A 23,472-nucleotide genomic window follows, 5' to 3' on the forward strand; every position below is an offset into this window, starting at 1 on the left:
TTGGTAGGAATGCACCGCGTACCCGGGCCTCAGTGGGCTTGTTCCCGCCCGTCGATCACGCGACGGCGCTGGTCCAGCGCGTCAGGTGACGTCGAAGTTCGGCAGGAAATGTGGATTCCTGTCTACGGTTGCTGCGCGTGTCTTTGTTCGCAGCCACTCGGCGAAGTCGCCTTCTTGCTCGAGCAGGTAGACGATTTCGCGTAGCTCGGCCAAGACGAATGTCTTCTGGGTAAGCGCGTTGCGACACTGCTCGACGGCGGTGTCTGCGAACCCCGATGCGGAGACGATGAGTCCGTGCACCCCCGCGCGACCGTAGACTCGGACGAGGTGCTGTGATACGCCGTCGACACCGAGCCGGTCCTTCCACCACTTGACCTCGACGAGGTACGGTTGATTGCCTAGCTCGATCAGACCGTCGATCTGCTCGCCGATTCGCCCGTCCTCATTGGCCAAGGTGAAGCTGTCTCGCACACTGAGCCCGTCGAGCTTGAAGACCTCGTTGAGCAGCGACTCCAGTTTCAACCCGCGCTGACGCGGGTCTGTCATGCCGAAGAGCTTCCCCAGCTCAGCACGTAGTTGTTGGCGAAGCGCCCGCTTCTCTGCTGCCGCCGCGGCCGCCTCGCGCTGCGGTCGAAGCCGCTCTTGGCGTTCGAGGTCTCGTTCGTGTTGCATCCGTACGAACGAGTCCTTCGCGCCCACGAGGTGGCGCACCTTCGCCACCAATCCCTGTGCTTTTAGCGCGTCCTCCTTCCAGGAGGTGGAGAAGTCTTCCCATTCGACAACTCGCCGGATGATCTCACGCCGAGACCTCAAGCCCGAGTCACCGTCTTCGTTGACCCGAGCAATCACCGTACGGGCGATCTCGTACTTGTTGATGGAGCTGCGGTTCGAGTCCACGCGGTACTGCAAGTCGGCGAGATGGCGCTCGCTGACTCCACATGCGCGAAAGAACCCGACCGTGTCGGCCTTTGATCTGCGAAGCAGCGGAATCGTGTCGACGAGAATGCCCACGAGGTCAGGTGGGAAGTGGTACGGGATGTCGGTCATGATCACCTCAGTGCGAACTCACGAACCGTCATCATTCCACGGCGGTGATCCTCGAGGTGAACGGACGTCGGCGGGCCGTCCGGAGCGCAAGGTGGGTAATCAGATGATAATTCTGGAAAACACTCCCGACCAGCCACGGCGGGAGGTGTCCACGACTTCAAGCGGAGCGGCGGAAGCCCCGCGTCGCGACGATCGCACCCGTGATGCCGATCAGGCCCGCCGCGCCCAGCGCCGCCAGGCCGCCGATTCCGACGGGGTTCCCCAGCGCCAGGTTGCGCGACGCGTCGACGGAGTACGTCAGCGGGTTCACCGTGGCCACCGCGCGCAGCCACGCCGGCAGCGACGACAGCGGGACATACGCCGAAGACGCGAACATCAGCGGGAACATCACCATCGACGTGACGCCCTGCATCACCTCGACGTTCGAGATCCAGACGCCGATCGCCATGAACATCCAGCTGAGCGACCAGCCCACCGCGATGCACATCAGCCACGCCAGCAGCACGCCGGTGAAGCCGCCGCCGGGCGAGAACCCGAACAGCGTCGCCGCCAGCACCAGCATGATCGCCAGCTGCAGCGCGTGCCGCACGACGTCGGCGAGGCTGCGCGCCACCAGTACCGAAGCCGACGCGATCGGCAGCGTGCGGAACCGGGCCACGACGCCGTTGCGCATGTCGTCGAGCAACCCGACGCCGGACTGCAGCGCCACCGAGAGCGAGCCCATCACCAGCACCGCGGGCATCAGGTAGTCGATGTAGGACACCCCGGCCGGGAACGAGCTGGTGCCGGCCAGGCTCGCGAACACCTGGCTGAACAGGATCAGCATGATGAGCGGCTGCAGCAGCCCCAGCAGCACCAGCGCCCGGGACGCCACGACCGCCCGCAGCGAACGGCCGGTCAGGATGATGATCTGCATCGGCACGCTGGTGCCGCGCCACGGGCCGGGCCCGGCCACCGTGGCTGCCGAGTCCGAAGTGGACAGTGTCGGTGCGCTCATGGGTCAGGCCCTCTCGGTGACTGGGTGGGAATCCCGCGGCCCGGACAGCGCGAGGTACACGTCGTCGAGCCGGGGGTCGACCAGGGCCAGCTCGACCGGCTCGACCTTGACGTCGTCGAGCGCGCGGACCACGCGCGCGAGGTCGGTGGACTTCTCCACCGGCACCGTCAGCGCGAGCCCGGCGAGTTCGTCCACTCCGGACACCCGCGCCTCCATCCCGGCGAGGCGGACGGCGTCCGCGGCGCGTTCGGCGTCGGGCTGGTCGGCCAGGGTCAGGGTGACCGTGCGCTTGCCGACCTGCGCCTTGAGCGAGGCCGAGGTGCCCGCGGCGATCACCTTTCCCTGGGCCAGCACGACGATCTTGTCGGCGAGCCGGTCGGCCTCGTCGAGCATCTGGGTGGTGAGCAGCACGGTCGAGCCGTCGCGCACGAGCTGTTCGACGATCTCCCACATGGCGATCCGGGCCGCCGGGTCGAGGCCCGTCGTCGGCTCGTCGAGGAAGATCACGTCGGGGTGGCCGACCAGGCTGGCGGCCAGGTCGAGGCGCCGCCGCATGCCACCCGAGTACGTCTTCGCCGGGCGGGAGGCCGCGTCGTGCAGGCCGAACGCCGTCAGCAGCTCGTCCGCCCGCTCCTTGGCCGCCTTGGTGGAGGCGCCGAGCAGGCGGGCGATCAGGATCAGGTTGCGGAAGCCGGAAAGCTGCTCGTCGACCGAGGCGAACTGGCCGGTGAGCCCGATGCGGCTGCGCAGGGCGACGGCGTCGCGCTGGACGTCCAGCCCGGCGACACTGGCGCGGCCCGAAGTCGGCGTCACCAAGGTGGTGAGCACGTTGACCAAAGTGGTCTTGCCGGCGCCGTTGTGGCCCAGCAGCCCGCACACGGTGCCGCGCGGCACCTGCAGGCTGACGTCGTCCAGCGCACGAACCTTGCCGAAGGTCTTGGTGATCCCCTCGGCCTCGACGAACAACGTCACGACCGCTTCCTTCCGCTGGCCGAATCGGACATGGCAACAGTTAACACAGGAGGAAGGCCCTTTTCCCTGCTCACCGCGGGACCCGAGGGGTTCGCCTAGACATGGTTGACTGCCCGCCGCGCGCGACTAGCTTTCGGTACATGACTCCCCCGCCGGGAAGCCACGTCGCCTTCCTCAACTATCCCGCCCACGGGCACCTCAACCCGACGCTGCCCGTGGCGGCCGAACTCGTGCGCCGCGGCCACCGGGTGAGCTACGTCGTGGCGGAGCAGTACGCCGATGCCGTGCGCGCCACCGGCGCCACCGTGCTGCCGTACGAGTCCCACGTGCCGAAGTCGTGGGACACCGTGGCGATCCCGGAGAAGATCACCGGCGACGTCGTCGCGGAGGCGGGCCTCGCCCAGGCGCTGGAAGGCTTCGCACCGCTGCGGACCGCGCTCGGCGCCTTCGAGGACGACCGGCCGGACGTCTTCGTGTACGACGCTTTCGGTTACGCCACCGGACGTCTGCTGGCGCGCAAGTGGGAGATCCCGGCGATCCTGTCGTGTTCGACGTTCGTCGCGAATGAGAAGTTTTCGCCGTACGCCTCGATGGCGGGCAAGGTCCCCGCGCCCGACCCGGAGCACCCCGCGCTCGCCAAGGCAGCGTCGGTGGTCGCGGACGTGCTCGCCGAGCACCTGCCCGGCACGACCGCGGCGGACCTCGCGGAAGCGCGGGAAGACACCAAACTCGTGTTCCTGCCGAGGGAGTTCCAGCCCGGCGGCGACACCTTCGACGACGGGTACGCGTTCGTCGGGCCGTGTCTCGGCGACCGCGCGGGCGGCTGGACCCCGCCGGACGACCGGCCGGTGCTGCTGATCGCCATGGGCAGCTTCGGCTACCACCACCAGCGCGAGTTCTTCGCCTCGTGCCTCGAGGCGTTCGCCGGGTCGCCGTGGCACGTCGTCATGACGATCGGGCGTCTGGTCTCGCCGGCGGAGCTGGGCCCGGTGCCACCGAACTTCGAGCTGCACCCGTGGGTACCGCAGCCCGCCGTGCTGAGCCGGGCGAGCGGGTTCGTCTCGCACGCCGGGATGGGCAGCACCATGGAGTCGCTCGCGCTGGGCGTCCCACCGGTGGTCGTGCCCCGCACGCTGGAGCAGGAGATCGTCGCCGACCGGCTGGCCGAGCTCGGCCTCGGCGTCCGGGTCGACCCGGACGACGTCGTCGCGGCGTCGCTGCTGGAGGCCGTCACCGGCCTCGCCGAGGACGCCGGCGCGCACGAGCGCGTGGACCGGATGCGCGCGCACATCACCGACGCCGGGGGCGCCGCGGCGGCCGCGGACCGCGTCGAGGCCCGACTGACCGCCTGATCCCAGGAGTGAATTCGACGTGGACACCACCGAGCTGACCGCTGCCCCGGAAATCGCCCCGGACGGCGGCGCTTCCCTGCTGACCTGGCTGGAGAAGATGCGGGCGGACACGCCCGTGTGGCAGGACGAGGCCGGGGCCTGGCACGTGTTCCGGTCCGCCGACGTCCGCCGCGTCAGCACCGACGCGCAGCTGTTCTCCTCGGACACGACGCGCCTGACCTCGCCCGGGGACCAGGCGCCCCCGGGCACGCTGCTGGTCATCGACCCGCCCGAGCACCGCAAGCTGCGCCGCCTGGTCAGCCAGGCGTTCACCCCCAAGGTGGTCGCCGACCTCGCGCCGCGGATCACCGAGCTGACCCGGGAGCTGCTGGCCGAGGTCAAGCCCGGCGCGACGGAGTTCGACCTGGTCGACGTGCTGGCCTACCCGCTGCCGGTGATCGTCATCGCCGAGCTGCTGGGCGTGCCCGCCACGGACCGCGCCCTGTTCCGGGGCTGGGCCGAGGCGCTGATGGCGCTGCAGGTCGACGACCCCAGCACCGGCGAGAAGCTGGCCATCGCGATCGAGGAGATGGAGGCGTACCTCAACGCCCAGATCGCCTCCCGGCGCGCCGAACCCCGCGACGACCTGCTGACCCGGCTCGTGGAGTCCTCGATCGACGGCGAGCGGCTGACCGACGAGGAGGTCGGCAACTTCACCGCGTTGCTGCTGCTGGCCGGGCACGTCACCACCACCATGCTGCTCGGCAACGTGCTGCTCTGCCTGGAGGACGCCCCCGGCGTCTACGAGCGGGTGCGGGCCGAGCCGTCGCTGGTCGAGCCGCTGCTCGAAGAGGTGCTGCGGCTGCGGCCGCCGTTCCCCCGGGTGGTCCGGGTGACCACGACCGACGTCGAGGTGGCCGGCACGGTGATCCCCGCCGACTCGATCGTCTGGGCGTGGGTGGTGTCCGCGAACTACGACGAGCGCGAGTTCGCCGACCCCGCGCGGTTCGACCTGGCCCGCAAGCCCAACACGCACGCCGCGTTCGGGCACGGCATCCACTTCTGCCTGGGTGCGCCGCTGGCGCGGCTCGAGGGGCGGATCGCGCTGGAGCTGCTGTTCGAGCGCTTCGAGCACCTGCGGATCGCCCCGGGTGCGGAGGTGCCGTTCCACGCCGGCGGCGTGTTCGGCGTCCAGCAGCTGCCGGTCACGACCACCGCGGGCTGACCGGCCGGGGAACCGCTCGCGAGCGGAAAGTGAACGCCCGGATACCGCACTACCGAAGGTGCGGCCCGGGGTGCCGTACCTCCGGTGGTGCGGACCCCAGTGTTAGCCCCCAACCCCCCGACCGGCATTGACGGGCCATACCCCGTTGGCTAGCGTACGAGACGTCGTTTGGTTTGTTTCCAACGAAACGGACCGAAGCGCAGCTGGCCGGGTGGACTCGAGGATCCTTCTGGGGAAGGGCTCGAGGTTTCCGCTGGGGTGGTGTGAATAACCCGCCCGGACAGCTGCCGCCGACCCTCTTGAGGGGAGCTCGGGGGTCGTCGACGCCTTTTGTCCGTGGACAATGCCTCGAAACGTAGAACGAATCTGGGGGTTCGAACTCGATGAACACGCGTGTCGATTCCTTGGCCGAGCGGCCGGCGGCGGTACCGCACGGCCTGCCGGCCGTCGCCGAAAGACAGAACCAGAACGTCCCCGCCTTCGACTTGTCCGATGTCTGCATCGCGAATCTGGGACCCGACCTCCGGGTGATCGAGGCCAATGGCGACTTTCTCCGTCAGCTGGGCCGGACCGCGTCCGAGGTTTTCGGACAGAGCTTTGTGGACTTCGTGCACCCGAGTGCCAAACAGTTCACCCTCCAGCAGCTGGCGCGCCTGAACGAAGGCCGCCGGGACCGCTTCAGCGCCCGCCTGGTGGGCGTGCGGCCGTCCCAGCCGGTGCTCTCGGGCGGGCTGACCGGCATCGCGGTGCGCAGCCAGTCCGGCCAGGTCACCACGATCGTCGTGCTGATCAAGCCGGACCGCGCCGCGGAGGCCCCGCGGCCGGCGATCGAGAAGACCAAGCTCCTCAGCGAGCTCGACGCCAAGGTCCTGGAGGGTGTCGCGGCCGGGATTTCGACCGTGCAGCTCGCGTCGAAGCTGTACCTGAGCAGGCAGGGCATCGAGTACCACGTCGGCGCGATGCTGCGGCAGTTCAAGTCGCCGAACCGCTCGGCGCTGGTCTCGAAGGCGTACTCGCAGGGCATCCTGTGCATCGGCCAGTGGCCGCCGAAGGTGACCCCGCAGTACATCCGCTGAACGCTTCCCCCGGGGCCGCCCGGGTTGGGATCGATGTCCGGTTCGTACCGGTATCGACCCGGCCCGGGCGGCCCTTTCCCATGCGGCGGGAACCCTCCGGGAAATCCCCTCGAATGCGGGTCGCAACGGGTGCGCCCGGCAGTACCCTGCGCTATCCTGCGAAGGCAGCGACCGATTTCACGACGGCGGCCGGAACTGGGAAAGGTGAAGCGAAGTGGGTATTTTCGGAAAAAAGGAAGACGATTCCAAGAAGAAGCCGTCCGACTCCAAGGCGGACAACGCCAAGGCCGATGACGAAAAGAACCGCAAGCGCCGCAGCCGCCTTTTGGGTGGCGCGTACGGCGGCGGCAGCGGCGGCTGAGCAGGCACACCGCTGACCGGTGATCGGGTGGGACGAGGGAGACCTCGGACCACCCGATTCGCGTTTTCCGGGGGTTTCGGGTGCGGGCGCGCGATGCGGTCACGGGATGTTGGTCAGTTTCCACCAGTGATTCCGGGCGGCTACCGTGTGACAACGGCGGTCGCACGGGGCGTGACCGCTGTGGGCGGTTCAGGGGGTGGTCCGGTGTGGTCCGTAGGGGTCGCCTCGCGGCGGGTGGCTCCGCTCGATTCAGCCCGGGACGCGAGGGCGGTGGGGCGCCCCGGTCCCGCCGAAGGACCTCGCTCACCCGGGGGAGGCCGCACGCAAAAAAGGCCGCCTCCACCGGACCGCGTCCGCTGAAGGCGACCTCCGTGCTCCGCTCCTGCCTCAGCCGGCCCGGGGCACGACCGCCTCGGCCCACTCCGGCACGTCCAGGATCTCCACCACCGCACCGGCCACGCTGACCCCCGGCGCGATCCCGACCATCAGCACGTGGTCGCCCGGTGCCAGCTGGCCCGTCCCGAGCATGTTCGCCAGCGAGGCCACCTGATCACTCGCCCCCAGGTGCCCCAGGCCACGCCCGAAGTCCCAGTTCGACTTCTCCAGCGGGATGCCGAGCATCGCCAGCAGCCCGTCCTCGACGTACTTGCGCGAGCCGTGGTTGTACGCGATGCGGGTGACCCCGTCGATGCCGATGCCGGCCTCCGCCAGCACGCGGTCGATCAGCTCCGAGCGCGTCTTCAGCAGGTTCAGGCCACTGTGGAGCATCGTGTCGCGGTTCTCGAACCCGAAGAAGTCGATGCGCTCGGCGAAGTCCATGAAGCGGCCGATCGTCGCGCCCGGGGGGAACATCGGCTCGTCGCCGCGGTGCATCCCCTCCAGCTCCGGCACCGTGATCGAGCTCGCCGACTTCAGCCTCGCGAAACCGGCCGTCGTGTTCAGCACCACCGCCGTCGCGCCGTCGCCGATGACGAAGTCGGGACGCAGGCAGCGCCAGCGGTTCACCAGCGGGGACGTCGAGTTGTCCGACGCCACCGTCATCGCCGTGCCGCCGCCGCGGGCGATCAGGTACGTCGAGGCCAGCTCCAGCGCCCCGAACATGCCGTTGCAGCCCTGGCGCAGCTGCGCCGCCAGCAGGTCGCCGCCCACCAGGTGCCGCTGCAGCCAGAACTGCGGGAACCAGCCGTCCGGGCCCGAGTGGTAGTTGTCCGCGTAGAGCAGGACGTCCAGCGCCTCCGGGTCGACGCCCGCGCGCGCCACGGCCTCCTGCCCCGCCCACAGCGCCATGTCCGGGGCCGGGGTCTCACCGGCGCAGGCCGCGCCCGTCAGGCCGGACGTCTCGGCGTCCTCGGCGGTCATCCACCCCTGCTCGATCGCCGCCTCGACGCCGGTGGTCGCCGGCACGTACGTGCCGATCCCGCTGAGGTAGACCTCCGCCAGCTTCACTTCGCCTCCACTTTCGCTCGGAGCCACGATTCGACGGCGTCGGCCGCGCGGGTCTCCCCGCCGGCCAGCGCGACCTGCTCGCTCATCCACCGGACGCGCTGGGCGACCACGGGATCGGACGCGGTCGTGGCGACCGCTTCGAGCAGTTCGTCCTCGGTGACGTCGGTGCGCGACACCACCTGGCCCAGCCCGAGGTCGGCGATGCGGGCCGCGGTCACCACCTGGTCGCTCTGGGACGGCGTCACCACCATCGGGACGCCGTAGTGCAGGGCCTCCATGGCGCTGCCCAGCCCGCCGTGGGTGACGAACACGCGCGTGTGCGGCAGCAGTGCCGCGTGCGCGACGAACGGGTGCGCCTCGATGTTGTCCGGCAACGGGCCCAGCTCGGCCGGGTCGACCCACCGCCCGAGCGTCAGCACGACGTGGTACGGCTGCCCGGTGAAGGCGCGCACGCACTTGCGGAAGAAGCCGACCTGCTCCCGGCTGCGCGAGGTGCCCAGCGAAATCAGCACGAGCGGCAGCCCGTCGGCGGGCGGGGTCCACTCCCCCGGCGGCGCCGTCCGGTCGAAGCACGGCCCGATGAAGGCGAAGCGGTCGCCGAAGGTCTCGCCGTGGATCTGGAACGCCTTCGGCAGGTACACGAGGTGGTACCCGGGATCGCCGGCGCCGGTGTCCACATCGGACAAACCGTGGCGGGCCAGCAATTGCCCGGCGTGCTCCACGAACGCGGCCAGTGCGGGGTCGGTGAGGTCCGGCGGCGCGGCGGCGTCCGTCTCGGCCTGCGCCTCGTTCAGGCGGAAGTGCTCGTTCGAGGCGAACTCCGGGACCGACTGCACCGTCGGCACCGAGAACTTCCGCGCGATCAGCCGCGCCGTCTCGGACGCAGCCAAATCGTGCACCACCAGGTCCGGCGGGTCGTCGGCGAACCGGTGCATGGCCGCGTCCAGCGGTGCGAGGCCCTCGCCCATGAAGGCCAGCATGGCCCGCAGCGCGTAGCCGTCGGAGGCGGTGTCGCCCAGCCCGGTCGCCCACGGGAACGTCGAGGTGTAGGGCAGCACTTCGGCGCCGGTCGCCGCCACCTTCTCGGCGAACTCGTCGACCACGGCGAAGGTCACCCGGTGACCGCGGCGCACCAGCTCGGCGACGATCGGGAGGACCGGCGCGACGTGCGCGTACGCGGGGAAACTGAAGACGGCGATGTGCCTGCTCACCGCTGCATCGTCGGCCACCGTGCCCGCCGGGCGCACCGGCTACCACGCAAGTTCTGGCTATTTCCCCCCAAAACCGCTTTGAACGTTTCTACGCCGGGACGACTAGGGGCTTCCACAGAGTTTCGCGGCAGGATCCGTCACTCGCGCGCGGCGTACTTATCCTGCAGACGACCGCACGAGGGGGATCTCAACACCTGTTGTAAAGCAACGAAATGCACGTCATCGCGGGAAAGGGCAGACCGCGACCCCTGGGGAAGGACCTTTCATGAAGACGAGCGTTGACGACCTGGCACTCTTCGGCGGCCCGATGGCCTTCGAGAAGACCCTGGTGGTGGGAAAGCCCAGCACCGGGGACCGGGCGAAGTTCTACGAGCGGCTCGAAGTGGCCCTCGACAGCGGGCGCCTCACCAGCGGCGGCCCGCTGGTCAAGGAGTTCGAGGCGCGGATCGCCGACCACGCCGGTGCCAAGCACTGCGTCGCCACCTGCAACGGGACGATCGCCCTCGAAGTGATGGCCCGGGCGGCCGGCCTCACCGGCGAGGTCATCATGCCGTCCATGACCTACGTCGCGACCGCGCACGCGATGCGCTACCTCGGCCTGACGCCGGTCTTCTGCGACCTCGACCCGGCCACCGGGTGCATCGACCCCGAGCAGGTCGAGCGCCTGATCACCGACCGCACCACCGGGCTGGTCGGCGTGCACCTGTGGGGGCAGCCCGCCGCCATCCAGGAGCTGGAGAAGATCGCCGAGCTGCACAACCTGACCCTCTTCTTCGACGCCGCGCACGGCATCGGCTGCAGCTTCGGCTCCCAGCCCCTCGGCGGGTTCGGCAAGGCCGAGATGTTCAGCTTCCACGCGGCGAAGGTGGTCACGACCTTCGAGGGCGGCGCGATCGTCACCAACGACGACGACTTCGCCCAGCTCGCCCGCTACACCCACAACTTCGGCTGGGGCGAGGAGCACGTCACCGAGTTCGCCGGCACCAACGCCAAGATGAGCGAGGCGTCGGCGGCCATGGGGCTGACCTCGCTCGACGCGTTGCCCGCGACCATCGCCGCCAACCGCGCCCACTACGAGCAGTACGCCGCCGAGCTGGACGGCCTGCCCGGGCTGGAAATGCACCGCTACGACGAAGAGAACCGCAACAGCTACCAGTACAACGTCGTCAAGGTCGACGAGGAGGCATGCGGGCTGCCCCGCGACACGATCCTCGACCTGCTGCGTGCGGACAACGTGCTGGCGCAGCGCTACTTCTCGCCGTGCGTGCACGAGTGCGAGCCCTACCGCACCGAGCGGCCGGTCTCGCTGCCCGCCACCGACGCGTTCTCCCGGCGCGTGCTGACGCTGCCGACCGGACCGTCGGTCACCAGTGAGCAGGTCCGCGACGTCTCGGCCCTGGTGGCCTTCGCGATCGAGCACGCACCGGAGATCCGCCGGCGCCTGGCCTCCCGGGGCTGACGATGTCGTGAGTGGGAAACCGGGCCGGAACCCGGTTTCTCACTCACGACGCTCGGCGACCAGCTTCTCGAGGTCGGCCACCAGCTCGTGCGGGGTCGGCTGGGCCAGCGCGAGGTCGCGCAGGCGGCGTGCGTTGGCCGCGAACTCCGGTTCGCCGACCAGCCGGGCCACCGCGGAGCGCAGGTCCTCGGCCGTGAAGCCGTTGTGGGTGAACAACAGTCCCGCGCCCTCGTCGACCAGACGCTGGGGACGCAGGAGGTGGTCGGCGATCGGCGTGGTCACGGTCAGCTGCGGGACGCCGGCCACCAGCGCCGCGCCATAGCTGCCGAAGCCGCCGTGGTGCACGATCGCCGCGCAGCTCGGCAGCACGGTGTGCAGTGCGACCGACTCGACGACCCGGACGTTCTCCGGGACCTCGTCCAGGGCCTTCCGCTGCTCGGGCACCAGCGCGGCAACCACCTCGATGTCCAAAGTGGACAAAGCGGCCAGGATGTCCGGAATGGACACGTAGTCGCCGCCGAACGCGTCCGTGTTGGACGACCCCAGCGTCAGGCACACGCGCGGCCGTGACGGCGGTTCGCGCAGCCAGTCCCACACCACCGCCCGGCCGTTGTAGGGCACGTGCCGCACCGGCAGCCGCCGGACGCCGGAGCGCGCGCCGAGCGACTCCGGCAGCGGGTCGATGGTGGCCTGGCCGGTGACGAGCTCCTCGTCGAAGCTCACCCCGTACGGCCGGCCGGTCAGGTCGAGCCAGTCGAACAGCGGGTCTTCCTGCTCCTCGGCCGGCTGCTCCGCCATCACCTGGAGGAACGTCCGGCGCATGGCGCACCAGACGTCGGCCCAGCACAGCTGCCGGACGTGCGCGGCGCCGCAGGCCTTCGCCGCGATCGCCCCGGCGTAGGTCAGCGCGTCCCAGACGACCAGGTCGGGCTGCCACTCCTTCGCATAGGCGACCAGGTCCCCGACCATCTCGTCGTTGTAGATGGCGAACCCGGCCCACACGGTGAAGGTGTAGCGCTGGTGCAGCGCCGCCCAGGTGTGCGACGCGGGGTCGGTGTCGTTCCAGTTCGCGATGTCGGCTTCCTGGGCGTCGCGGTTCTGCTTCATGCCCTCGTGCATCGTGTTGTCCACGCCGACCGGCACCGCGGTCAGCCCGGTGCCGGTGACGACGTCGGTGAATCCCGGCGACGCGGCGACCCGCACCTCGTGCCCGGCCGCGACGAGCGCCCAGGCGGCCGGGACCATGCAGTACAGGTGGGACTTCTCGTCCAGCGTCACGAACAACACGCGCACGGGAGGGCGCCCTTTCAGTGGTGGCCGGAGAAGGTGCCCGCAAGCCGCGTCGAGATCAGCCGCAGCACCTCACGCTGGTGGTCGGCGAGGAAGAAGTGCCCGCCGGCGTACACGTTCAGCTCGAACTCGCCGTCGGTGTGCTCCCGCCAGGCGCGGGCCTCGTCGAGGGTGGTCTTCGGGTCGGCGTCGCCGGTCAGCACGGTGATCGGCGTGGCCAGCTTCGGTCCCGGCTGCTGGACGTAGGTCTCGGCGGCCTGGTAGTCGTTGCGGATGGCGGGCAGCGCCATCCGCAGGATCTCGTCGTCGCCCAGCACGGCGGCGTTGGTGCCGCCGAGCTTGCGCAGTTCGGCGAGCACACCGTCGTCGTCGAGCTTGTGCACGGACTCGTCACGGCGGCAGGACGGCGCCCGCCGGCCGGAGGCGAACAGGTGCAGCGGGGTGACGCCGGCCGCCTCCAGCCGGGTGGCGACCTCGAAGCCGAGCGTCGCGCCCATGCTGTGGCCGAACAACGCGAACGGCTTGCGCGTCCGCTCGGCCAGCACCTCGGCGACGCGGTCCGCGAGCTCGGGAATGGAGTCGATGCCCGGCTCCAGGCGGCGGTCCTGGCGGCCCGGGTACTGCACGGACAGGACCTCGACCGAGCGGCCGAGCCCGGCGGACATCGGGAAGTAGAAGCTGGCCGAGCCGCCCGCGTGCGGCAGGCAGAACAGCTGGACGGCACCCTCGTCCGCGTCGTGGTAGCGGCGGAGCCACAGCTCCGGGTTGTCAGTCATGCGTGAACTCCGTCCTCAGGGTGGTCTCGAGCCAGCCGCGCACGGTCTCGGCGGTGGTCACGGCGTGGTCCTCGACCATGGTGAAGTGGTTGCCGGGCACGTCGACGACGGTGTCGGCGGTGTCCCAGTGCGTCTGCCATTCCTCGGGGGCCAGCCGCTCGTCGGCGACCGGGGGTTCGGACGAGCGGACCAGCAGGAGCGGCACCGACAGCTTCGCGGGCGCCCAGCCGGCCATCAGCCGGAAGTACCAGCTCATCGCCGACAGCCGGGCGACGTCCATCGGCGCGAACACTTCCTCGCGGTCGAACATGCCGCCGAACAGCTCGTCGCGGAACCGGTCGAGCGGCGAGTCCTCGCGCGGCAAGTAGCTGTCGAGCAGCACGACGGCCAGCGGCGGCGTGCCCCGCTCTTCGAGGAGCTCGGCGGCGGCGTGCGCGAGCATCCCGCCCGAGGACGACCCGAGCAGCACGAACGGCGCGCCGGCGGCGGCCCGCAGCACCGAGTCCGCTTGGACCTCGGCGACCGCGCGGACGCTGTTCGGCAGGGCCTCGCCCTTGACGAACCCCGGTGCCGGCAGCGCGTGCACGTCGAGGTCACCGCGGAACGGCGAGGCGAACCGGGCGTACTGGTGCACCCCGGCCAGGGCCACGTACGAGCTGAAGCAGATGAGCTTCGGCGTGCGCTCGCCCGCCGCGAGCTGCACCGACCCCGGCTGCCGGGCCAGGTCGGCGGCCGCGTCGAAGGTGGGCCGCAGCAGCGCCGCGTTCTGCAGCAGCTCGAAGCCCTCCTTCATCTTGCCGAGCTCGCAGGCCGTGCGGAACAACGCGCTGAGCGTCTCACCGGAGTCCACAGTGGACTTCGCCGGCGCGGCCGAGGTGACGTTCAGCTCGGCGCGCAGGTGCGCGGCGAGGTCTTCCGGCGCCGGGAAGTCGAAGACCAGTGTCGGCGGCAACCGCAGGCCGGTGGACGCGCCGAGGGCGTTGCGCAGCTCGACCGCGGTCAGCGAGTCGAACCCGGCGACGAGGAACCCGACGTCCGGGCGCACGGCGTCGGGACCGGCGTGGCCGAGCACGGTGGCCGCGGTGGCCCGGACCAGGTCCAGCAGGATCGCCTGCTGGTCCGGCTCCGGCTTCCCGGCCAGTGCGGCGCGCAGGGCGGCCTCGCCGGAAACCGCGGTAGCGGCCGACGCGGCCCGCCGGGCCGGCCGCACGAGTCCCTTGAGGACGGACGCGACCGCGCCGCCCAGCCCGGTGAGGTCGAGCTTCGCCGGGACCAGCGCGGGTTCGGCGAGCGCGGTGGCGGTGTCGAACAACGCCAGCCCCTGCTCGACGGGCAGCGCGTGGACGCCGCCGCGGGACATGCGCTTGCGGTCCGCCGAGTCCAGCGCGGAGCTCATCCCGGTCTCCCACAGGCCCCAGGCCAGCGCCTGGGCGGGCAGGCCGCGGCCGGCCCGGTGGGCGGCGAGCGCGTCGAGGAAGGCGTTCGCCGCGGCGTAGTTGCCCTGGCCGGGCCCGCCGAAGGTGGCCGAGACCGAGGAGAAGAGCACGAACGCCGAGAGGTTCCGGTCCGCGGTCAGCTCGTGCAGGTGCCAGGCGGCGTCGACCTTCGGCCGCAGCACGGCGTCCATCCGCTCCGGCGTGAGCGAGGACAGGACGCCGTCGTCGAGCACGCCGGCCGCGTGCACGACCGCGGCGAGGTCGGGGACGTCCGCCAGCAGCTCGGCCAGCGCGGCGCGGTCCGCGGTGTCGCACGCGGCGAGCCGGACGTCCGCGCCCAGCGCGGTCAGCTCGTCCCGCAGGTCGGTGGCATCAGCCGCGGTCCGGCTGGTCAGCACGAGCTGCCGGACGTCGTGCGCGGTGACCAGGTGCCGGGCCAGCACGCGACCCAGGCTGCCGGTGGCGCCCGTGAGCAGCACAGTGCCGTCCGGCCCGAACGGGCGTTTCCCGGTGGCGGCTTCGGTCGTGGCCCGGGTCAGCCGGGCAGCGAGCAGGGCGCCTTCGCGGACCGCGAGCTGGGGCTCGTCGGAGCGGACGGCGGCGGGCAGTACGGCGGCGGACTCGTCGTGGTCGTCGAGGTCGATCAGCCGGATCCGGCCGGGGTGCTCGGACTGCGCCGAGCGGACCAGGCCCCAGAGCGGCGCGCACGCCAGGTCGGGGACGTCGTCGCCGGCCGCGGCGGCCACCGCGCCCCGGGTCACCACGACCAGGCGGGACGCGGCGAACCGGTCGTCGGCCAGCCAGTCCTGCAGCAGGGAGAGCACGTCGTGCGCGGTCGCCCGGGCGACGTCCGGCAGTGCGCCGGCGGCCGGGGTGCGGACGGCCAGCACCGCTTCCGGCACGGCCATGCCGAGGTCCACCGCGGCCCCGAGCGCGTCGAGGTCCACATAGGACTCACAGGTGACGCCGGAGGCGTCGAGCACCGGCCCGACCTTGAGGTCGTCGTCGCCGACGACGGCCCACCGCCGCGCGACGGTGTCGGCCGGGGCCGCCGTGACCGGCCGCCAGTCGAGCCGGAACAGCGACTCGGGGGCCTTGCGGACCGGCCGCACCGCTCCGGCTGCCAGCGGACGCAGGACCAGCGCGCCGACCGACGCCACCGGGCGGCCGGCCGGGTCGGCCAGGCTCAGCTTGACGGTGTCGTGGCCGTTCGGGGTCACCGTGACGCGGACCGCGGTGGCGCCGCTCGCGTGCAGCGTCACCCCGCTCCACGAGAACGGCAGGTAGTTGCGGCCCGCCCACTCGGCGATCGTGCCGAGCACGTGCAGCGACGCGTCGAGCAGTGCCGGGTGCAGCCCGGACCGGGCCGCGTCGGCGTGCTCTTCGGGCCGCAGGGCGACTTCGGCGTGGACTTCGTCACCGAGCCGCCAGGCCGCGTGCAGTCCCTGGAAGGCCGGGCCGTAGCCGAACCCGCCGTCCGGGCCGCCGGTGTAGAGGCCGTCGAGGTCCAGGGGCTCGGCTCCGGCGGGCGGCCACTCCGTCACGTCGTCGGGGACGGGACCGTGTTCGGCGGCCAGCCGTCCGCTGGCGTGCCGGGTCCACGGCTCGTCGTCGAGTCGCGAGTGGACGGTCACCGGGCGCGTGCCCGTCTCGTCCGGTGCGCCGAGAACGACCTGCAGCTGGACGCCGTCTCGCGCAGGCAATGGCAGCGGCGTTTCGATGATCAGCTCGTCGATGCCGCCCGCGCCGACCTGCTCACCGGCGCGCAGGACCAGCTCGACGAACCCGGTGCCGGGGAACAGCGTGCTGCCCGCGACGACGTGGTCGGCGAGCCAGGGGTGGGTGCGCGGCGAGACCCGGCCGGTGCACACCACGGCGCCGTCCTCGGCGTTCGTGACCGACGCGCCGAGCAGCGGGTGGTCCGGGCGGTCGAGGCCCGCCATCGTGACGTCGCCGGCCGGGGTGAGGGAGAACTCGGGCCAGAACCGCTCGTGCTGGAAGGCGTACGTCGGCAGGGACGCCGGGTCACCGGGTCCACCGAGGACGGTCCGCCAGTCCACTGTGGAGCCGCTGACGTGCAGTTTGGCCAGGGCGGTCAGCAGTTCCCGCGGCTCGTCGCGGTCCTTGCGCAGCACCGCGGTGACCAGCTCGCCGTCCAGGACGGCCGCGGCCATCGCGGTGAGGACGCCGTCCGGGCCCAGCTCCACGAACCGGGTCGTGCCCAGCCCGGCGAGGGTGGCGACCGCGTCGGCGAAGCGGACCGTCCCCCGGGCCTGGCGCAGCCAGTACTCCGGTGACGTCAGCTCGGTCGCGGGTTCGCCGGTCACCGTCGAGACGATCGGGATGGCGGGCGGCGCGAACGTGACGCCGGCCAAGACCCGGCCGAACTCGCCGAGCATCGCGTCCATGGCAGGTGAGTGGAAGGCGTGCGAGACGCGCAGCCGCCGGGTCTTGCGCCCGGTCCAGTGCCGTTCGACCTCCAGGACACCGTCTTCGACGCCGGAGACCACCACGGACGTCGGCCCGTTGACCGCGGCGAGTTCGACCCCCGCGGGCAGCGTCGGAACGACCTCGGCCTCGGTTGCCTCGACGGCGAGCATCGCGCCACCGGCGGGCAGCGCCTGCATCAGGCGGCCACGCGCGGCGACGACGGCGCAGGCGTCGGGCAGCGACCAGACACCCGCGACGTGCGCGGCGGCCAGCTCGCCGATCGAGTGCCCGGCGAGCCGGTCGGGACGGACGCCCCAGGACTCCAGGAGCCGGAACAGGGCCACTTCGATCGCGAACAGCGCGGGCTGGGTGTAGCCGGTCTGGTCGAGGAGGTCGGTGTCGACGGCCTCCAGGAGCGGCCGGTTGAGGTGGGTGTCGAATTCGGCGCACACCTCGGCGAAGGCTTCGGCGAACACCGGGAACTCGCGACGCAGCCCGGCGCCCATGCCGAGCCGTTGCGCACCCTGGCCCGTGAACAGGAACGCGGTACCGCCCTCGGCCCGCACGCCCGTGCTGACGCCGGGTGCGGGACGGTCGGCGGCCACGGCGGCCAGCCCCCGGACCAGCTCGTCGTGGTCGGCGCCGACGACGACCGCGCGGTGCGCGAACACCGTGCGGCCCGCCAGTGCGGTGCCGATCTCGGCCGGGTGGGCCGCGACGTGGCTCAGCAGCCGTTCGGCCTGGTCTCGCCGGGCTTCCGGGGTGTGGCCGGAGAGGGTCCACGCCGTCAGCGCGCGCGGTTCGGCCGGCTCCGCTTCGGGTGGAGCCGGTGCGGCTTCGACGATGACGTGCGCGTTGGTGCCGCTCACGCCGAACGAGGACACCCCGGCGCGACGCACGCGGTCGCCGTCCGGCCACGGCACGGATTCCGACAGCAGCCGCACCGAACCGTCGGCCCAGTCCACATGCGACGAAGGAACGTCGGCGTGCAGCGTCTGCGGCAGCAAGCCGTTGCGCAGGGCCAGCACCATCTTCATGACCCCGGCGACACCCGCCGCCGCCTGTGTGTGGCCCACGTTGGACTTGATCGAACCGAGCCACAACGGCCGGTCGCGGTCCTGGCCGTAGGTGGCGATGAGGGCCTGCGCTTCGATCGGGTCGCCCAGCGAAGTCCCGGTGCCGTGCGCCTCGACGGCGTCCACATCGGACGGTTCGAGGCCCGCGTTCGCCAGTGCCGCCCGGATCACCCGCTGCTGCGAAGGACCGTTCGGCGCGGTGAGGCCGTTCGACGCGCCGTCCTGGTTGACTGCGCTGCCGCGCACGACCGCGAGCACCGGATGTCCGTTGCGGCGCGCGTCCGAAAGCCGTTCCAGGACCAGCATTCCGGAGCCTTCGCCCCAGCCGGTGCCGTCCGCGTCGTCGGAGAAGGCGCGGCAGCGGCCGTCCGGGGACAGCCCGCGTTGCCGGCTGAACTCGACGAACGAGCCCGGCGTCGAGAGCACGGTGACACCACCGGCGAGCACGAGCGAGCACTCCCCCGCGTGCAGGGCCTGGATCGCCCAGTGCAGCGCGACCAGCGACGACGAGCACGCCGTGTCCACGGTGACGGCCGGGCCTTCGAGCCCGAGGGCGTAAGAGATCCGGCCCGAGAGCACGGAGGCGGCGTTGCCGGTGCCGAGGTAGCCTTCGGCGCTCTTCGGCGACAGCGCGAGCAGCGCTGGATAGTCCTGGCCGTTGGTCCCGGCGAACACCCCGACGGGCTGACCGCGCAGCGACTCCGGGTCGATGCCGGCGCGTTCCAGGGCTTCCCAGGACGTCTCGAGCAGCAGCCGCTGCTGCGGGTCCATGGCGAGGGCTTCCCGCGGCGAGATCCCGAAGAAGGCGGGGTCGAACAACGCGGCGTCGTCGAGGAAGCCGCCTTCGCGGGCGTACGACGTGCCTTCGCTGTCGGGGTCCGGGTCGTAGAGGGCGTCGAGGTCCCAGCCGCGGTCGGCCGGGAAGCCGCCGATGGCGTCGCGGCCTTCGGCGAGCAACGTCCACAGCTCGTCCGGGGTGTGGACGCCACCGGGGAACCGGCAGGCCATCGACACGATCGCGATCGGCTCGTCGTCGGTGCGGGCCGAGACGGGCGCCGACGTCGCCGGTCCCGCGTCGCCGGCCAGGTGCGCGGCCAGGGCGTTCGGGGTGGCGTAGTCGTAGATCAGCGTGGCGGGCAGCCGCTGCCCGGTGGCCGCGGCCAGCCGGTTGCGGAGCTCGACGGCGGTCAGCGAGTCGAAGCCGAGGTCCTTGAACGCGCGGTCCGGCGCGACGGCCGCCGCGTTCGCGTACCCGAGCACGAGCGCCACCGCGGTGCGGACGGCCTCGAGCGCGTCACCCGGCTGTTCGGCGGCGGGTTCGCCAGCCTGCCGGGCGCGCGGCGGGACCAGCCCGGCGAACACCGGCGGCAGCACCGGGGCGGCGCCGAGCACGGCGAAGTCGAACCGGATCGGCAGCACCGCGGGCTCCCCGGCGCGGCAGGCCGCGTCGAACAGCCGCAGGCCCTCCCCTGTGGACAGCGGGATCATGCCGGTGGCACCCAGCCGGCGGCGGTCGCGGTCGGCGAGCGCGCCGGTCATGCCGCCGGCCTGCTCCCACAGGCCCCAGCCGAGCGCGAGCGCGGGCAAGCCGTGGTCGCGGCGGTGGCGGGCCAGCGCGTCGAGCCAGACGTTGGCCGCGGCGTAGTTCGCCTGCCCGGCCGGGCCGAGCGTGCCGGAGATCGAGGAGAACACGACGAACGCGGTCAGCTCGGCGCCGGCGGTCAGCTCGTGCAGGTTCGTGACGGCGTCGATCTTGGGGCGCAGCACGGCGTCCAGGCGCTCGGGCGTCAGCGCGGACACGACACCGTCGTCGAGGACGCCGGCCACGTGGACGACGCCGGTCAGCGGCCGGTCCGCCGGGATGGTGCCCAGCAACGCGGCCAGCGCGTCGCGGTCCGCGGCGTCACAGGCCGCGACGACCGGCTCGGCACCCAGCTCCGTGAGGTCCGCGATCAGCTCGGCCGCGCCGTCCGCGTCCGGACCGCGACGGCTGGCCAGGAGCAGGTGCCGGACTCCGTACCGGGTGGCCAGGTGGCGGGCGACCAGGGCGCCGAGCGCACCGGTACCGCCGGTGACGAGCACCGTCCCGTCCGGACCGAACGACGCGGACGGACCGGACTCGGCCGAGGTCAGCTTGGCCAGGCGGGCCGCCCGGATCTCGCCGTCGCGCAGCAGGAACTGGGGTTCGCCGGTGGCGAGCGCGGCGGGCAGCAGCCGCGCGGCCGCCGGGTCGTCGAGGTCGGCCAGCACGAACCGGCCGGGGTTCTCGGCGGCGGCCGAGCGCAGCAGACCCCACACCGGCGCCTGCGCGAGGTCGGTCACCCCGTCGGCGACGGCGGCGTTGCGAGTCAGCACCACCAGCGTCCGGCCGTCGAACCGCTCGTCGGCCAGCCACGCCTGCACGAGCCGCAGCGCGCGGTGCGCCGCTTCCCCGGGCGTGTCACACCGGAACGGGGCGACGAGGACGTCGGGCAGCGCGCCCGCCTCCGCGACGCTGTCGAGGTCGGGGTGGCAGGCCAGCGCGCCCAGCTCGGCGAACAGGGCGGCGCCGAGCTCGCGGTGGCCGGAGCCGAGCAACGCCCACGCCGCCGGAACCGGCTCCCCCGCCTCGACCGGCACCCAGTCGAGCTTGAGCAGGCTGTCGCGGCTCGCGCCACCGACCGGCTGGGGCAGGTCGGGCCAGTAGGTTTCGCGCTGGAAGGCGTACGTCGGCAGGGCCTGTGCCCGCGCGCCGGTGAACAGCGCGCCCCAGGCGGCCCGCGCGCCGCGGACGTACACCGTCGCGACGGCGGCCAGCGCGGTCCGGACCTCGTCGCGGTCCTTGCGCAGCAGCGAGGCGGCGGTCGCGCCGGGCAGGCACTCCTCGGTCATGGCGGCGAGCACGCCGTGCGGGCCCAGCTCGAGGAACCGGGTGGTCCCGGCGTCCGCGAGCGCCGCCACGGCAGTGGCGAACCGGACGGGCTCGCGGACCTGCCGCACCCAGTAGTCCGCGGTGGTCAGCTCGTCGGTGACCGATCGCCCGGTGACCGTCGAGATGATCGGGAGGTGGGGGCGGGCGTAGGTGATCCGCGCCGCGACCTGGGCGAACTCCGCCAGCATCGGGTCCATCAGCGGGGAGTGGAAGGCGTGGGAGACGGTGAGCCGCCGGGTCCGGCGGCCGAGGGCGGCGAAGTGCCGCTCGATCTCTCCCGCCGCCCCTTCTTCGCCGGACACCACGACGGCGTCCGGGCCGTTGACCGCGGCGAGCGAGACGGCGCCGGTGAGCAGCGGCGTCACTTCGTCCTCGGTGGCCTGGACGGCGACCATGGCTCCGCCGCCCGGGAGGGCCTGCATGAGCCGGCCACGCGCGGCGACCAGCTCGGCGGCGTCGGCGAGGGAGAACACGCCCGCGACGTGCGCCGCCGCCAGCTCGCCGATGGAGTGCCCGGCGAGGTGGTCGGGCGTCACGCCCCAGGACTCCAGGAGCCGGAACAGCGCGACCTCGACCGCGAACAGCGCGGGCTGGGTGTAGGCCGTCTCGTCCAGTGCTTCGCCCGAGGCGATGACCGTCTTGAGTGGACGGTCGAGGTGCCGGTCGAACTCCGCGCAGATCTCATCGAAAGCGTTTGCGTAGGCCTGGAAACGTTCGTAGAGGTCGTGGCCCATGCCGACGCGTTGCGCGCCCTGGCCGGTGAACAGGAACGCGGTCAGCCCCTCGGTGACCGTGCCACGTACGCAGGTGTCCTCGCCCCGGGCGAGTGCGCGCACGCCCTCGGCCAGCTCGGCCGCGTCGCCGACCAGTACGGCCCGGTGTTCGAACGCCGAGCGAGTCGTCGCGAGCGCCAGCCCGATCCCGGCGGGGTCGCCGTCGAGCCCGGCGAGCCGGGCGGCCTGGGCACGCAGTGCGGCCTCCGACCGTCCGGAAAGGACCCACGGGATAACGGCCGGGGTAGTTTCGTTTTGCGGCAGGGCTTCTTCGGCCGGCGGTGCGGCCAGGAGCACGTGCGCGTTGGTCCCGCTCACCCCGAAGGCCGAGACGCCCGCGTGGCGCACCCGTCCGTTCTCCGGCCACGAGACCGGCTCGGTCAGCACGCGGACGTCCCCGGCCGACCAGTCCACCCGCGACGTCGGCTGCTCGACGTGCAGGGTCTTCGGCAGGACGCCGTTGCGCAGCGCGAGCGCCATCTTGATGACCCCGGCGACGCCCGCGGCGGCCTGGGTGTGGCCGAGGTTCGACTTGATCGAGCCGAGCCACAGCGGCGTCCGGCGGTCCCGGCCATAGGTGGCGAGCAGTGCCTGCGCTTCGATCGGGTCGCCCAGCGCCGTCCCGGTGCCGTGGGCTTCGACGGCGTCCACATCGGACGGCGACAGGCCCGCGTCGGCGAGCGCGGCGCGGATGACCCGCTGCTGCGACGGGCCGTTGGGAGCGGTGAGCCCGTTCGACGCACCGTCGGAGTTGATCGCCGAGCCCGCGACGATCGCGAGCACGGGGTGGCCGTGGCGCCGGGCGTCGGACAGCCGTTCCAGCAGCACGACGCCGGCGCCTTCGCCCCAGCCGGTGCCGTCCGCGCCGTCGGCGAACGCCTTGCACCGGCCGTCCGCGGCCAGGCCCTGCTGCCGGCTGAAGCCGATGAACGCACCGGGGGTCGTCATGACCGTGACACCGCCGGCGAGCGCGAGGTCGCACTCCCCCTCGCGCAGCGCGTGCGCCGCCCAGTGCAGCGCGACCAGTGAGGACGAGCACGCCGTGTCGACGGTGACGGCCGGGCCTTCCAGGCCGAGCACGTAGGAGATCCGTCCGGAAAGGACACTGGCGGCGTTGCCCGTGCTCTCGTAGCCGTCGCCGACGCCGGGCACGAGGCTGAGCAGCCCCGGGTAGTCCTGGCCGTTGGTCCCGGCGAACACGCCGACCGGCTCGCCCCGCAGCGACTGCGGATCGATCCCGGCGCGTTCCAGTGCTTCCCACGACGTCTCGAGCAGGAGCCGCTGCTGCGGGTCCATGGCGAGGGCCTCGCGGGGCGAGATGCCGAAGAAGCCCGCGTCGAACGCGCCCGCGTCGCGGACGAACCCGCCCTGGCTGACGTAGCTCGTGCCCGGGTGGTCCGGGTCGGGGTGGTAGACGGTGTCGAGGTCCCAGCCGCGGTCGTCCGGGAAGTCCGTCAGCGTATCGGTGCCGGTTTCGAGCACCCGCCAGAGGTCTTCGGGCGTCTCGACGCCGCCGGGGAACCGGCAGGCCATCGAGACGATCGCGATCGGCTCGGGGGTGGCGGATTCGGCCTCCCGCAGCCGTTCCCGGGTCTCGTGCAGGTCGGCGGTGACCTTGCGCAGGTACCCGAGCAGCTTCTCCTCGTTCACGTCGC

At 72.1% G+C, this 23,472-nt stretch carries 12 protein-coding genes and 1 pseudogene; 5 read left to right on the forward strand and 8 right to left on the reverse strand.

Going from position 1 to position 23,472, the window contains the following annotated elements; genetic code table 11:
* Positions 1-81: 81 nt before the first annotated feature.
* From QSK39_RS26445 to QSK39_RS26455, 3 genes are all read right to left on the reverse strand, one after another.
* Positions 82-1,047, reverse strand: coding sequence for a restriction endonuclease (locus tag QSK39_RS26445; RefSeq protein ID WP_285480515.1), 966 nt, complete (start codon positions 1,045-1,047; stop codon positions 82-84).
* A gap of 157 nt (positions 1,048-1,204) precedes the next feature.
* Positions 1,205-2,044: an ABC transporter permease gene (locus QSK39_RS26450; RefSeq protein ID WP_285480516.1), complete on the reverse strand. Its 840-nt coding sequence runs from the start codon at positions 2,042-2,044 to the stop codon at positions 1,205-1,207.
* Between the two features lie 3 nt (positions 2,045-2,047).
* The gene (locus QSK39_RS26455) at positions 2,048-3,016 is read right to left on the reverse strand and encodes an ATP-binding cassette domain-containing protein (protein ID WP_285480517.1); all 969 of its coding nucleotides are present in this window, start codon (positions 3,014-3,016) and stop codon (positions 2,048-2,050) included.
* A 140-nt stretch (positions 3,017-3,156) separates the two neighbouring features.
* Here QSK39_RS26455 and QSK39_RS26460 point away from each other — a divergent pair, with 140 nt between their 5' ends.
* The 4 genes from QSK39_RS26460 to QSK39_RS26475 all read left to right on the forward strand — a co-directional run bounded on the left by QSK39_RS26460 (position 3,157) and on the right by QSK39_RS26475 (position 7,009).
* A complete protein-coding gene (locus tag QSK39_RS26460; RefSeq protein ID WP_285480518.1) occupies positions 3,157-4,368 on the forward strand; it encodes a macrolide family glycosyltransferase in 1,212 nt (403 codons plus the stop codon).
* Between the two features lie 19 nt (positions 4,369-4,387).
* Positions 4,388-5,572 (forward strand): cytochrome P450, encoded by a 1,185-nt coding sequence (locus QSK39_RS26465; RefSeq protein ID WP_285480519.1) that lies wholly within the window; start codon positions 4,388-4,390, stop codon positions 5,570-5,572.
* Between the two features lie 383 nt (positions 5,573-5,955).
* On the forward strand, positions 5,956-6,648 hold the full coding sequence (locus tag QSK39_RS26470; protein ID WP_285480520.1) for a helix-turn-helix transcriptional regulator: 693 nt from the start codon (positions 5,956-5,958) through the stop codon (positions 6,646-6,648).
* 214 nt (positions 6,649-6,862) lie between these two features.
* On the forward strand, positions 6,863-7,009 hold the full coding sequence (locus QSK39_RS26475; protein WP_284748679.1) for a hypothetical protein: 147 nt from the start codon (positions 6,863-6,865) through the stop codon (positions 7,007-7,009).
* A gap of 387 nt (positions 7,010-7,396) precedes the next feature.
* Here the strand turns inward: QSK39_RS26475 and QSK39_RS26480 are convergent, their stop codons facing one another.
* On the reverse strand, positions 7,397-8,455 hold the full coding sequence (locus tag QSK39_RS26480; RefSeq protein WP_285480521.1) for a ketoacyl-ACP synthase III family protein: 1,059 nt from the start codon (positions 8,453-8,455) through the stop codon (positions 7,397-7,399).
* Positions 8,452-9,666 carry a macrolide family glycosyltransferase gene (locus QSK39_RS26485; RefSeq protein WP_285480522.1) on the reverse strand — a complete coding sequence of 405 codons (1,215 nt, stop codon included), beginning with the start codon at positions 9,664-9,666 and terminating at the stop codon, positions 8,452-8,454. The genes QSK39_RS26480 and QSK39_RS26485 overlap by 4 nt, the downstream gene beginning before the upstream one ends.
* A gap of 265 nt (positions 9,667-9,931) precedes the next feature.
* On the opposite strand from QSK39_RS26485, the gene QSK39_RS26490 reads away from it, so the two are divergent.
* The gene (locus tag QSK39_RS26490; protein ID WP_285480523.1) at positions 9,932-11,125 is read left to right on the forward strand and encodes an aminotransferase class I/II-fold pyridoxal phosphate-dependent enzyme; all 1,194 of its coding nucleotides are present in this window, start codon (positions 9,932-9,934) and stop codon (positions 11,123-11,125) included.
* A 39-nt stretch (positions 11,126-11,164) separates the two neighbouring features.
* Here QSK39_RS26490 and QSK39_RS26495 read toward each other — a convergent pair whose 3' ends face one another.
* The 3 genes and pseudogenes from QSK39_RS26495 to QSK39_RS26505 form a co-directional block, all read right to left on the reverse strand.
* Positions 11,165-12,418 (reverse strand): activator-dependent family glycosyltransferase, encoded by a 1,254-nt coding sequence (locus QSK39_RS26495; RefSeq protein WP_285480524.1) that lies wholly within the window; start codon positions 12,416-12,418, stop codon positions 11,165-11,167.
* Positions 12,419-12,432: 14 nt separating this feature from the next.
* On the reverse strand, positions 12,433-13,191 hold the full coding sequence (locus QSK39_RS26500) for a thioesterase II family protein (protein ID WP_285480525.1): 759 nt from the start codon (positions 13,189-13,191) through the stop codon (positions 12,433-12,435).
* Positions 13,184-23,461 (reverse strand): annotated as a pseudogene (locus QSK39_RS26505) (type I polyketide synthase); the annotation flags it as partial. The gene QSK39_RS26500 and the pseudogene QSK39_RS26505, both read right to left, overlap by 8 nt.
* Positions 23,462-23,472 lie beyond the last annotated feature (11 nt).

This window comes from Amycolatopsis sp. NBRC 101858 (genome assembly GCF_030269325.1).
In the GTDB taxonomy this organism is placed as follows: Bacteria; Actinomycetota; Actinomycetes; order Mycobacteriales; family Pseudonocardiaceae; genus Amycolatopsis; species Amycolatopsis ponsaeliensis.